This is a genomic window from Flavobacterium agricola (assembly GCF_025919725.1).
In the GTDB taxonomy this organism is placed as follows: Bacteria; Bacteroidota; Bacteroidia; order Flavobacteriales; family Flavobacteriaceae; genus Flavobacterium; species Flavobacterium agricola.
Genome location: NZ_CP081495.1, coordinates 1,269,404 through 1,282,135 on the forward strand (window position 1 = coordinate 1,269,404; position 12,732 = coordinate 1,282,135).

At 33.4% G+C, this 12,732-nt stretch carries 8 protein-coding genes, 4 tRNA genes and 1 pseudogene; 8 read left to right on the forward strand and 5 right to left on the reverse strand.

What is annotated here, in order from left to right; all coding sequences use genetic code 11:
• The first annotated feature begins 113 nt into the window (after positions 1 to 113).
• The 4 genes from K5I29_RS06380 to K5I29_RS06395 all read left to right on the forward strand — a co-directional run bounded on the left by K5I29_RS06380 (position 114) and on the right by K5I29_RS06395 (position 3,109).
• Positions 114 to 656: a helix-turn-helix domain-containing protein gene (locus tag K5I29_RS06380; RefSeq protein ID WP_264435066.1), complete on the forward strand. Its 543-nt coding sequence runs from the start codon at positions 114 to 116 to the stop codon at positions 654 to 656.
• A gap of 76 nt (positions 657 to 732) precedes the next feature.
• Positions 733 to 1,983: an MFS transporter gene (locus K5I29_RS06385; RefSeq protein WP_264435172.1), complete on the forward strand. Its 1,251-nt coding sequence runs from the start codon at positions 733 to 735 to the stop codon at positions 1,981 to 1,983.
• A gap of 6 nt (positions 1,984 to 1,989) precedes the next feature.
• On the forward strand, positions 1,990 to 2,694 hold the full coding sequence (locus K5I29_RS06390) for a carboxypeptidase-like regulatory domain-containing protein (protein ID WP_264435068.1): 705 nt from the start codon (positions 1,990 to 1,992) through the stop codon (positions 2,692 to 2,694).
• A gap of 106 nt (positions 2,695 to 2,800) precedes the next feature.
• On the forward strand, positions 2,801 to 3,109 hold the full coding sequence (locus K5I29_RS06395) for a hypothetical protein (RefSeq protein ID WP_264435069.1): 309 nt from the start codon (positions 2,801 to 2,803) through the stop codon (positions 3,107 to 3,109).
• A 37-nt stretch (positions 3,110 to 3,146) separates the two neighbouring features.
• Here K5I29_RS06395 and K5I29_RS06400 read toward each other — a convergent pair.
• From K5I29_RS06400 to K5I29_RS06415, 4 genes are all read right to left on the reverse strand, one after another.
• Positions 3,147 to 3,220 (reverse strand) — tRNA-Met (locus K5I29_RS06400).
• A 19-nt stretch (positions 3,221 to 3,239) separates the two neighbouring features.
• A tRNA-Ser gene (locus tag K5I29_RS06405) sits at positions 3,240 to 3,324 on the reverse strand.
• Positions 3,325 to 3,392: 68 nt separating this feature from the next.
• Positions 3,393 to 3,477, reverse strand: a tRNA-Ser gene (locus tag K5I29_RS06410).
• 198 nt (positions 3,478 to 3,675) lie between these two features.
• Positions 3,676 to 5,154, reverse strand: coding sequence for an alanine/glycine:cation symporter family protein (locus K5I29_RS06415; protein ID WP_264435070.1), 1,479 nt, complete (start codon positions 5,152 to 5,154; stop codon positions 3,676 to 3,678).
• Positions 5,155 to 5,419: 265 nt separating this feature from the next.
• Here K5I29_RS06415 and K5I29_RS06420 point away from each other — a divergent pair, with 265 nt between their 5' ends.
• The gene (locus K5I29_RS06420; RefSeq protein ID WP_264435071.1) at positions 5,420 to 5,668 is read left to right on the forward strand and encodes a DUF983 domain-containing protein; all 249 of its coding nucleotides are present in this window, start codon (positions 5,420 to 5,422) and stop codon (positions 5,666 to 5,668) included.
• A 50-nt stretch (positions 5,669 to 5,718) separates the two neighbouring features.
• Positions 5,719 to 5,789 (forward strand) — tRNA-Trp (locus K5I29_RS06425).
• Positions 5,790 to 5,847: 58 nt separating this feature from the next.
• On the opposite strand, the gene K5I29_RS06430 is transcribed toward K5I29_RS06425, so the two are convergent.
• Positions 5,848 to 9,525: a ShlB/FhaC/HecB family hemolysin secretion/activation protein gene (locus tag K5I29_RS06430; RefSeq protein WP_264435072.1), complete on the reverse strand. Its 3,678-nt coding sequence runs from the start codon at positions 9,523 to 9,525 to the stop codon at positions 5,848 to 5,850.
• Positions 9,526 to 9,748: 223 nt separating this feature from the next.
• On the opposite strand from K5I29_RS06430, the pseudogene K5I29_RS06435 reads away from it, so the two are divergent.
• Together K5I29_RS06435 and K5I29_RS06440 are read left to right on the forward strand one after the other, a co-directional pair.
• Positions 9,749 to 10,789, forward strand: a pseudogene (locus K5I29_RS06435) (M28 family metallopeptidase).
• A 73-nt stretch (positions 10,790 to 10,862) separates the two neighbouring features.
• Positions 10,863 to 12,683, forward strand: coding sequence for a chloride channel protein (locus tag K5I29_RS06440; RefSeq protein WP_264435073.1), 1,821 nt, complete (start codon positions 10,863 to 10,865; stop codon positions 12,681 to 12,683).
• Positions 12,684 to 12,732: the final 49 nt, after the last annotated feature.

A 12,732-nucleotide genomic window follows, 5' to 3' on the forward strand; every position in this document is an offset into this window, starting at 1 on the left:
CCCAAATTTATATTCTAATTGAAATAAAGTTTTTAATAATGAAATAAAGCAAATTAAAACTTAAACCCCCGCCCTGTAAGTTTTATTTTGTTGTTTTAAATTGCCCTCATAATATGACAAAAAAAAGTAATGAAATTTTTGCTAACAAAAACAGCAAAGAAAAACGTAAAGAAATAGATTTTGTAAAAGGTTATTTTTTGTACGAAGATGGCCGTTGTTATAGCGAAAAATCGAATAAATTTTTATCAAAAGTTAGAACTAATGGTAAAACACCAAACAAATATTATTACATGTACGATTTAACTCCGTACGGTGGTTGTTTGGTTTCTAGATTAGTAATGTATGTTTTTGGTGATCATGAATATACCAACTTTAAAGAAATGCCAAAGGTAATTCAGGTAGATGGCGATCCAGAAAATTCACACATTAGCAATTTAAAATTTGCTACACAAAGTGAAATTAATCTTATAAATAATATTAAACCTTCGCCTGTTTGCTATACCGACACCGGAACTATTAAAATAAAAGACAAAAAACTTGTTGTGAACATGTTGGCTCAAAATTTTACTTATAAAAAAATAGCTGCCGTTTTTGAAACTTCAGAAATGTCGGTATATCGTTTTGTAAAAAGACATATAAAAGGCCAAACTGTATAATTCTTTAAAGGGATAAGCTCGAATTACTTGTTTTTATAGTTAAAAAGAATGTACATTTAACTCAAAAACTATTGTGATGCAAACGCAACCTTCTGCCCCGAATTTATGGACAAATAAAGAGTTTATCCCTTTCGTATTTCTACGCTTTTCTTTAATTTTTGCACTTTTTATACAAAGTACTTCTGTTGCTTACGAAATTTTTAGAGTAACCCAACAAGAAATTTATTTGGGCTTAATTGGCCTTTTTGAATTTGTTCCTATTTTATTCACGGCATTTTACGCCGGTCAATTGGTTGACAAATTAGATAAACGAAAAATTTTAGTAATCTGCATTAGCTGTTTTATGGCAACATCGTTTATTTTAATGTACGTTAATTTAGAATCTGTTAAAAACTCAGTTAGCACAACTACCTATTTAAGCATATGTTATTTTGCGTTTTTTATGTTAGGTTTAACTCGTGCGTTTAGTGGTCCTTCTTTATTTGCCTTATTATCATTGGTTGTAAAAAAAGAAAATTATACCAAAGCCATTCCTATTTCATCTTCTGCCTTTATGATTGGTTCTGTTTTGGGTCCATTAGCTGGTGGAGTAATATTAGCACAATTTGGTATAGAAATTACATTGATGACCGCATTTGCGATTATGTGCGTTTCTATGGTAATGATATTATTAATTGCTCCTAAACCACCAGATAATACCGAAGCTGATTTAACCGAATCACCCATGAAGCGAATAAAAGAAGGGTTAAAATTTATTTGGGCAACGCCTATTATATTAGCGGTTTTAAGTTTAGATATGTTAGCGGTATTTTTTGGCGGTGCCGAATCATTATTACCTGCTTTTGTAGAAAAAGTTTTAAATCAAGGACCCGAAACTTTTGGTTTTTTACGTTCGGCTCACGGAATTGGATCATTAATTATGATGATTTGCTTATCAGCTCTTCCGTTATTAAATGGTAACGTTGGCCCTAAGTTATTAGGTGCTGTTGCGTTATTTGGTGTTTGCATTATTTGTTTTGGCCTTACCCGCAACGTTTATCTTTGTTTTGCAATTTTAATGTTGGGCGGTGCATTTGATGCCGTTTCAATGGTTATCAGACAAAGTATTTTACAAATTAAAACTCCAGAAAAATTAAAAGGGCGCGTTTCGTCTGTAAACTCAATTTTTGTTAGTTCATCTAACGAATTAGGCGCTTTAGAAAGCGGTATTGCAGCAACATTTTTAGGTTTGGTACCAGCCATTGTTTTTGGTGGAACTATGACCATTTTAACCGTAATTATTATTGCCGTAGTAATTAAACCTATCAGAAATGTAGAATTAAAGTAACTATTTATGATTCGATTTTTATTCATCACCTTATTAATAACACAGCTAACTTGGGCTCAAAAACCAAGCACGGTTTCTGGAATTGTGGTAGATAACGGCTTATTACTTAAAAAAGTTGAAGTTGTAAACCTATCTAACAAAAGCAACACGACTACAAATAGTAAAGGTTTTTTTAGCATTGAAGCACAACCAAATGATACGTTAGTTTTTCATCTAACGAAGTACGAAGCACAAAAGTTTATTGTTGAAGAATTAGATTTAGCGCCGAATGTTGTAGAAATAATTCTTGATCAAAAAGCAACAGAATTAGATGAAGTTGTGGTACATAAAAATCAAAACAAAAGTTCAAGAAAAGAAATACAAGCTATTATTGATAAGCAATATGTTGATGATTTACAATCGTCGCCCAAAAACAGATTGGTTTACAATGGTAGTATAGAAAATGGCGTTGATTTATCGCGTATTGGTAAAGAAATATTTAATCTTTTTAAATCAACCAAAAAACAACCTCAAATTTCATTTAGAAGTTTTGTTTTTAAACATTGTGATAAATATTTTTTTAGAGATCAATTAAAGTTAGAAGAAGATCAGGTGCTCGATTTTATTGCTTTTTGTGAAACCGATCCGAATATAAATGCCGTAATAGCGAAAGATAATGTTTTTGATTTGATGGATTTTTTAACCTCAAAAAAACAAGCCTTTACAGAATAATATATAGCCCAATAAATAACCGTTTTTAACGGTTATTTTTTTTTGCATACTAAAAATATCAGATTTAGGTTATATTAATAAAACAGATCATCTTATAAAAACTACTATGGCAAATAAAAAAAACACGGATAAACAAAAGTACGAGCAACAAAACGAGCAATTAAGAGAAATGGATTATGCACCAAATGAAGATATTTTTGCTCATGAAAAGCACATTCGTTTAGATGAAAATGGAGAACCTGTTTATGATGAGAATTTAGACGATTACGACATGGAAATGGGCTTAGATGTACCTGGATCGGATTACGACAATCAGCAAGAAGAAATAGGTTCTGAAGATGAAGAAAACAACTATTGGAGCATCAGTGATAACGAAGACGATCACGAAGAAATAAATGAAGATTTAGTAGAATAAAAAAATCCCATCTAAAATTTAGATGGGATTTTTACCGTAGCGAAGACGGGAGTTGAACCCGTGACCTCAGGGTTATGAATCCTGCGCTCTAACCAACTGAGCTACCTCGCCATTAAAAACTTATGTTTTGCGGAGAAAGAGGGATTCGAACCCCCGGACCTGTTACAGTCAACAGTTTTCAAGACTGCCGCAATCGACCACTCTGCCATTTCTCCTTGGTCTTACTTGTTAAAAACAAGTTGTTTCAATAAATTTTAATTTTGCCGTTATGACTTTTTCCTTGCGGAGAAAGAGGGATTCGAACCCCCGGACCTGTTACAGTCAACAGTTTTCAAGACTGCCGCAATCGACCACTCTGCCATTTCTCCAATACTTTGCAATCTTTCTGTGTATTTACTTACGTATTGCGAGTGCAAATATAGAACGTTTTTCTTGTTTTACAAGGCTTCGCAAAGTTTTTTTTATACTTTTTTTACGTTTATTTTTTAATTAACTGATAGCCAATATTTAGGGCGTATAATATTTTTTATCTTTTTTTTAAATCTGGAATAAAAATAAAGTAAAATCTATTTTTTATCGTCTTCCTGCCATTCGGTAGTGTTTTTAATTCCTAATTTTTCTGGATTAAAAACGGGATTAATTCCTTGTGATCTTTGTTCTTGATAATCTTTTAAGGCTATAAGCGCTGGTTTACGCAATAATAAAATAGCAATAATGTTTAACCATGCCATAACACCTACTCCAATATCTCCTATTTTCCATGCACTTCCGCCGTCAGATACTGCTCCGTAAATTACACTGGCTAAAAAAGCAAAACGCATGGTCCATAACAAATACACATTTTTTTTATATTTTGATAAGTAGTAATAGTTAGATTCTGCAATAAAATAATAAGCCATTGCGGTTGTAAAAGCGAAAAGAAATAAGGCAATAGCAATAAATTCGCTTCCTATTGTAGGAAAATAAACCGAAACAGCATGTTGGGTATAAGCTGCCCCTGCTTGCACTCCTGGTAAATATTCAACTAAATAAGTAGAATCGCTTTCGGTACTATTTACAGAATCGACTACATTATATTTTTGGGTAAATAAAATAATAAATGCCGTTGCAGAACAAACAAATAACGTATCAATATAAACCGAGAAAGATTGTACCAAACCTTGCTTTACAGGATGTGTAGTTGCTGCTGCTGCTGCTGCGTGAGGAGCAGTTCCTTGCCCGGCTTCGTTAGAATAAATACCACGTTTTACTCCCCATGAAATGGCACTTCCTACAATTGCACCAAAAGTTGCATCAAAAGATAATGCTGAACTAATAATCAATTTAAAAACCTTAGGTACATCTCCTATATTCAAAACAATAATTACTACAGCCATTAAAATATAGGCACCTGCCATAAAAGGAACCACAATTTCAGAAACGCGTCCAATACGTTTGGCGCCTCCAAAAACAACCAAAGCCAATAAACCGGCAACTAAAACCCCAGTGTTTAAATGTTCAATATGAAATGCATTGTACAAACCATCGGCAATACTATTACTTTGTACACCAGGTAAAAATAACAAGCATCCAACAATAGTTACAATTGCAAAAATCCACGCAAACCATTTTTTATCTAATCCTTTTTCTATGTAATATGCGGGACCACCACGGTATTCTCCTTCTACATTCACTTTATAAATCTGTCCTAAAGTTGCTTCTATAAAGGCTGTAGAAGCTCCTAAAAAAGCAATCATCCACATCCAAAATACAGCTCCAGGCCCACCCATAGCAATGGCTGTAGCAACCCCTGCAATATTACCTGTTCCTACCCGACCCGCAATTGCAATAGAAAAGGCTTGAAACGGAGAAACACCTTTATCATTAGATCCTTCGGTAAACAAAAGTTTAACCATGTCTTTTAAATAACGTACTTGTAAAAACTTAGTAACAAAACTAAAGTACAAGCCCGTACCAATACACAGAACGATAAAAACGTCTGACCAAATAATAGCATTTAAAAAATCTACAAATTGAGAGAAACCTGAAACGGAAGAAGTATTCATTAAAAAGTTAGTAAAGGTTAGTTTCTCAAATATAAATAATTTGTTAAATTATAGTACTTATTTTGTAAGTTAAATTGTAATGTCTTATTCGTACAACTAAAAGTTACATTAATATAAGTAGTCATTTGTATAATTTATCCTAAATTTGTAAAAAATAAAAATTATGTCTTTTTTATCAAAAGTAATAAGCGGGTGTTGTCCGAATTGTGAACAAGAAAAAATGTTTAAAACTAACGGAAATCCTTTTATATTAAAGATGCCGGTAATGAACAAAAGTTGTTCGAAATGTGGTTATGTTTACGAAAGAGAAACGGGCTTTTTTTTCGGAGCTATGTATATTAGCTATGGCTTAACTTGTGCCGAAATGATTGCAGTTTTTGTTTTGGGCTTATTATTCAACATAAGCTTCATGAATATGTTTATTATCATTCTATTTATAGCTTTTGCACTTTCAACAATAAACTACAAATTAGCGCGAATTATATGGTTGAATATTTTTTACAAAAAAATGTAAGAAATCTTTGCGTATTTTAAAACTAACCGTATATTTGCATCACATTTGAAACGGGTGTAGTTCAAGGGTAGAATAGCGGTCTCCAAAACCGTTGATGGGGGTTCGAATCCCTCCACCCGTGCAAAAAAAAGCAACTCATTGAGTTGCTTTTTTTTATGCTCTATTTTTAGTATTTTATCTTAAAATCTAAAACCAATTCCACCGGTTACACGGCCACCATCACTTCCTTTAAAATAAGCAACATGTCCGGTTAAGGCATCAAAAATGCTTAACCAAATGCCGGTACCGTACGAAGAATGCCATTTTTTTGACGGATCAGAATATTTCCAAACCTTACCAATATCGTAACCAAAATAAATTCCAAATTCCATAGGTGCAATGGTTTCACCAATGGTACCAATATTCCAACGAATATCAGTTGATTGTAAAAAGGAATTTTGTCCGCTAAAACGCTCACGTCTAAAACCACGTAAATCATCATCCCCGCCTAAATTTGCACCCTGAAAAAACTCAAAATTATCGGTAAAGGTAAATTTAGCCTTAGATAAGGTTGCTAAAATAAGTTTTTGACTTCGGTTTAACGGAAAGTCAAAATTTAAACGCGTGTGTAAAAACGGAACGTTTCTACTTTCGTTTTGTAGGTTTACGTACCAGCCCATTTCTAAATTATATCCTAATCCTAAACTTGGGTTGTGAGGTAAATTATAATTTTCAAAATCAAAAGTAATTTTTGGCACCGCATAATATTGCCCTTTGTACAAATCGTAATTTTCAGGGAAATAACTCGTTATAAATCGATTCGCATTTCTATCAACCTTAATATATTCAAACGCTGTAGAAACTCCAAAAACAACCCCACCGGGAGTAAATAACTTATACGCCGGCTCGAGTTTAATATTCTGCATGCGTACGCGGTAATAATTAACTGAACTTTCTCTGTTATTTTCGGTTTCGTTACCAAATCCGAAAAAGTTTTGAGAAAAATTAGGCGTTGAATAATTGGCAAACAATTCAAAACGCCAATCGTTAGAAAGGTTTGCAAACCTACCATAATAATACATATTAACTCCGCCGGTTAACGTACTTACTTTAGCACCAATGCTATGTTGGCTACCAAACGGGTTTTGTAAAAAATTGTCAATTTTATAATTGGCTTGTAACCCAATAATGGTTCCGTCGTCGGGGTTAAAATTGGCTTGCGGTGCCATAGTAAAAATACGCATCGGTGCTTTACGCCAATCGTATAAATTTAATCGGTAATTATCACTTAATAATACGCGTGTTTTTTTATTTAATTCAAAAACGTTTTTATTGGTTTGAAAATCGTAAACATTTAATTTAGAACCGTTTTCAGAATTGTACGTATCCATTCCTAATCCGCCAATTAAACGAATTAAAATTTTAGATTTTACATCGCCAAATACATGAAATTTATCTTCTTCATCCAATCCATAAATCCAAATTTCATCGGTTATTTTATGAGAATAAACAGCGGAACTAACTTTTACAATAGAATAATGGCTGGCATCGTAAATGGTAACTTTAACATCGCCGTTTGGTAAACGTTCTATTTCAAAATGATCGTTTAAATCGGTGCCCGAAATAATAATGGTTTTAGATAAGTAATTTCTAAATTCTAAAACATATCGAGCTAAATGATCGCGGCGGTATTGTAAAATAGTTTTTATCTCATCTGTAGTTGCATCAACAACTTCAGCTGGTAATTGCGCAAAAGTTTCGTTAATTACTTCGTCGGTTAATTTAGCTTGAATGTAAGCAACCGTTTCTAACCATTCTTGCTCCGAAATTCCGGTTAAAAACTTCACATCCATAGAAAATGTGGTTTTATTAATCCAACGCGGATGCGCAAACTTTTCAGAATAATTTTGCATATGGCGCAATGCAGGCATGTTGCGCAAAACGCCTAATAAAACACCATCTATTTTTGCGAAAGCTTGATCGTGATTACGCGGAATGGGTTTGAAAATAATTGAATCTTGTTTATGAAATTCAGCCCAACGCCAATGTTCTTCATTCCTGTCCCAATCGCCAATTAAAATATCAAACAAGCGCGTTTTTAAATACAATTTGGCATCAACTTTATGTTTAAAATCCAAACGTAATTTTTCCATCATGTCCGAAGTACTGTAAATAGCTTCGGACGAATCGTAATTATCGGTTGTTGCGTCCGAATTGTTTACGCGTTCTTCAACCAAATACAAGGCATTTCCAAAATCTTGATTGTAAATACCTAATCCTTGTTGTTTGGGTACAAAATAAATAACCGGATTGGTGCTATAAATACCAATAGCATTGGCAAAATGATTTAAAATGGTTGGTGCAAACGGATGCGCGGTGGTATAAAAATCGTTTACAAATGATTCGGCATACGTGCCTATTAATCGTTTCTCAATATTTTTGTCTTTAATAACGTCTTTTTGTAAAAATTTTGACGCGTTTTTTTTAAGCGGGCTCAGTACAAATTCTTGTCCTTCTTCATTTACCAAATGTAAATTAGTAATTTGATTGCCACGGCCCGTTAACGTTGGTATTAAACGGCCGTATTTAGAATTAAACATGTTTAAATTTGGATATTCTATAGGAATAGAATACAAATGGCGATAATGATCGCCCCACAAAAAGCGATAAAAATCAGATTTGGTTGTTTCGCGCTCCGAATAAATGCTTGCTAACGTAGTTGCTTCAATATCTTCTTCAACTTCTTCTTCAAAAGTAGGTAAGTTTTCTAGTATTTTACGTGTAAAAATAGGCTGATCGTAATCGGCACGATAAAAATGCAACCAAGCTTCACCGCCTTGCAAAACATCTACAACCGCATAACCAACTTTTGAAGACGAAAAACTAATTAAATCTTTATTATTGGTAGCAATTCCGTATGATCCGGTGCCTGAAATAATTTGTTTTACTCCTTCTTTCTCAATGTACTGCAAAGAATGATCGTGACCGCCAACCACAAAAACGTTTTCACGATTTTGAATGGTTGTTTTTATACGATTGATTAACGAGATGTATTTTTTATTTTGAAGATCTTGATTAATGATTCCTGAAGCTTTACGCACATAGGTATAAAAAGAACCTACAATGGGCAACGGAATATTTTTTATAGGAAAAATATGATCGTGAAAAGAATATTTACCGCCATGCTGCGCGTTAGAAAACAGCGGATGATGCATAGCAACCAACACCGTATGATTTTGGTACTTGTTAATTAAGTTCTCAAAAGCATCAAAAAATTCTTCGCGCGTTCTAATGTAACAATCGTCATTAATGCCCGGGTATTTGTTCCAATTGGCCAAAAACCATTGCGAATCTATAGTAATAACAACCAAATTGTCTGACAAAACCAATTCGTCTAAAGCGCAAGTTTTGGTTGGGTAATACGAATTTTTGTGATATTGCTGATTTACATAAATTTCCTGATTTACCAAACTGCGATAATTGGACCAATCTAAATTCCCAGAAATAAAATAGGTTTTTCCCTGAAAAGCTTTAGCCGTTTTAATTTGCAAATCAAGCGCTTCGGGCGGACTTTGCATGGCAACAAACTTATAGTTTGCAATATTATCTCCTAAAAAAAACAGCGAACTTTTTATTGCAGAATCGGATTGTTTAACAATAGCTTGTAAGTTTTGTTGCGCAATTTCTGTTGATAAATCGCCAGCAGCACCAACTAAAAAAAAGCGATGTTGTACTTGAGTTGAATCGTAATCGGGTGCTTCTATAGAAGTTAACAAACCCAATTGTGTTTTTTTTGTAGCACAAGAAACAAATACAAAACACATTACAAAAATTGTAAAAATGTAAGTATTACTTCTTTTAAAAAAAACGTGATTCATTGAATTTTATGTGTAAACCCAAACAAGTGCGTTATTTGTGTTTGTTACGTAGCAAATTTACTTGGTATTATAAACCGATAAAGATAATTAAAGTTTAGAATACTTGTTTCATTTTAAACAACTTTCATTACAATTTGTAATCTTACAAAACCGTAAAGAAATTGTAGTGAATTGTAAGAAAAAAATATATATTTGTTTAAAGACCACAAAAACTAAACGAATCATGACAAAACCTATTGCTTTTTTGGCGTTGTTAACGGCTTTTGCCTGTAAATCGCCTGAGGTTGCTACTACTACTCAAACTCCTACACAACCTAAAAAAATTGATGTTGCCGAACGTTATGTTAAAAGCATCAAACCAGAAGAATTAAAAAAACATTTGTATATCGTAGCTGGCGATTCGATGCAAGGTAGAAATACCGGTAGCGAAGGGCAAAAAAAGCCGGAAGATATTTAATTGAACAGCATCAAAAAAACGGATTAACCTATCCTACTGGTGCCGATTCATTTTATCAAGAAGTTCCTTCAGATTTTATGAAACGTCGTTTTGGCCCGAAGTTACCCGATTCTGAAAACATTTGGACGTTTATTGAAGGCACAACCAATAAAGATGAAATTGTGGTTATTAGTGCGCATTATGACCACGTAGGTTACAAAGGCCAAGAAATTTATAATGGTGCTGATGATGATGGATCTGGAACCGTTGCATTAGTTGAAATTGCAAAAGCATTTAATCAGGCAAAAAAAGATGGTAATGGACCAAAACGTTCGATTTTAATTTTACATTTTACGGGTGAAGAATATGGCTTACATGGTTCTCGTTTTTATTCAGAAAACCCATTGTTCCCGCTTAGAAAACACCGTAGCCAACATTAATATTGATATGATTGGACGCCGAGATAGCATCTACCAAAAAACAAACGATGATTATATTTATGTAATTGGTTCTGACCGTTTAAGCACTGAACTGCATGAAGTTAACGAACAAGCCAATCAGAAATACACCAATTTACATTTAGATTATAAATACAATGCAGAAAATGATCCGGAACGTATTTATTACAGATCCGATCATTACAACTTTGCTAAACATGGAATTCCAAGTATTTTCTATTTTAACGGCGTTCACGAAGATTACCACAAACCAACCGATACGCCAGAAAAAATTGATTACGAGGTAATGGCAAAAAGAGCTCAATTGGCCTTTGCAACTGCTTGGGAAATTGCCAATCGAGAAGAGCGAATTGTAGCAGATAAAAAATAATTTTAAAAAGGTTTAGTTATTACACTAAACCTTTTCTAATTTTACAAGAATACTTACTTTATATTTTTTTAGGATGTTTAAAAATTTTAAAAACAAAGTTTATTTATTTGGCAAACAAATCTTTCAACTTTCTGATGTTGTTATGATGCTGGGTAAAACAAACTTAACCGACCGCCAATTTGTTTATTGTGCAAGCATTATTGTAGCAATTTCTGTTTCGTTGGCCGTAATTGTTTTAAAATATTTTGCGCACAATGTATTAAGATTTGCTAATTATATAGATTCAATTTTACATTTACCCTATTCTAACAGTATTTTACCAATAATAGGTATTTTATTAACGGTTTGGGTGGTACAAAAACTTTTAGGAGGTTCTATTCAAAAAGGAACCGCACAAATTCGAATTGCTATTGCTAACAAGGCAGGTTTTATACCCAAAAAGCAAATGTACAGCCAAATTATGACCAGCTCATTAACCGTTGGTTTAGGAGGTTCTGCCGGGTTAGAATCGCCCATTGCTTTAATGGGAGCCGCATTTGGTTCTAATTTTGCACGCTATCATAAATTAAGTTATAAAGATCGTATTTTACTATTAGCTTGTGGGGTTGCTGCCGGGATTTCTGCAGCGTTTAATGCACCTATAACAGGAGTTTTATTTGCGGTAGAAATTATTTTAACCGATGTTAGTATAACTGCTTTTATTCCGTTAATGATTGCTTCTGCTTCCGGAACATTAGTTGCCAAGTTAATTATGAATGAGGATGTTTTATTACATTTTTCAGACGATTTAAATTTCAATATTTCTAATACGCCGTATTATATTATTATCGGGGTGGTAATCGGTTTTGTATCAGTGTATCATGCGCGTGTGCTTCGCAAAGTTGAGCATTGGTCCGGTAATTTAAAATATGGTGTTTATAAACGAGCCATGATTGGGGCATCGCTTTTAGCAGTTTTAATATTCTTATTTCCAACTTTATTTGGTGATGGGTACAACAGCATAAAAACTTTAGCGTCTGCCAACCCTGAAAATATGTTAGATAATACCATATTAAGTGATTTTAAAGACAAAGCTTGGGTATTTACCTTATTTATTATCGGTGCAGGTTTTGTAAAAGCAATTGCTACCGGTTTAACTTTAGGGAGCGGTGGTAACGGAGGTAATTTTGCTCCTGCCCTATTTGTTGGTTCCTATTTAGGCTACGGAATGGCTAAGTTTTTTGAATATTTGGGTTTATCTAACAACATTCCGGTTACCAATTTTACAATTGTTGCCATGTCTGGTATGGTAGCAGCCTTATTTCATGCACCGTTAACCGGTATTTTTTTAATTGCCGAAATCACTTCAGGATATGGGTTAATTGTGCCATTGCTTATCGTTTCATCCATCAGCTTTGCAATTTTTAAACAAATTGAGGTTTATCCGATGGATATTAAAGAAGTAGTTGACCAAGGCATTGTTTTTACCGAGAATAAAGATTTAAACGTACTAACGGCTTTAGATTTAAAACAATACATAATTACACAATACCAAAGCTTAGTGATTACTGATCCATTGGATATTGTTGTTAAAAAAATAAAAAACAGCAAACAGCTCGATTTTCCTGTTGAAGATTTGAGCGGAAACTTTGTTGGTATTGCCGAATTTAGCGTGCTTAAAAATTACATTTTTGATTCACAACTAATACAAACCACAGCTTTAAAAGATATTATTAATTATCAACCCACGGTAATCAACCATATCGATTCTATTAAAGAAGTTATGACCAAGTTTAGTGATGGCAATATAAACAAGTTATATTACATATCTAACAACAAATGCATGGGCTATATTAAAAAGATAAAACTTTTAGAAGCTTATCGTGAAACTTTAAACGATTTACGCATCGAATAATCCGTGCTAAAAATTGGCCGTAGCCAACAAATTAAATTAAAAAAACGTA

Excerpts from the sequence above, each read along its gene's own strand:
- K5I29_RS06390 (WP_264435068.1), top strand. The coding sequence starts at position 1,990 with ATGATTCGATTTTTATTCATCACCTTATTAATAACACAGCTAACTTGG.
- K5I29_RS06440 (WP_264435073.1), top strand. The coding sequence starts at position 10,863 with ATGTTTAAAAATTTTAAAAACAAAGTTTATTTATTTGGCAAACAAATC.
- K5I29_RS06415 (WP_264435070.1), bottom strand. The coding sequence starts at position 5,154 with ATGAATACTTCTTCCGTTTCAGGTTTCTCTCAATTTGTAGATTTTTTA.
- K5I29_RS06380 (WP_264435066.1), top strand. The coding sequence starts at position 114 with ATGACAAAAAAAAGTAATGAAATTTTTGCTAACAAAAACAGCAAAGAA.
- K5I29_RS06430 (WP_264435072.1), bottom strand. The coding sequence starts at position 9,525 with ATGAATCACGTTTTTTTTAAAAGAAGTAATACTTACATTTTTACAATT.
- K5I29_RS06395 (WP_264435069.1), top strand. The coding sequence starts at position 2,801 with ATGGCAAATAAAAAAAACACGGATAAACAAAAGTACGAGCAACAAAAC.
- K5I29_RS06385 (WP_264435172.1), top strand. The coding sequence starts at position 733 with ATGCAAACGCAACCTTCTGCCCCGAATTTATGGACAAATAAAGAGTTT.
- K5I29_RS06420 (WP_264435071.1), top strand. The coding sequence starts at position 5,420 with ATGAACAAAAGTTGTTCGAAATGTGGTTATGTTTACGAAAGAGAAACG.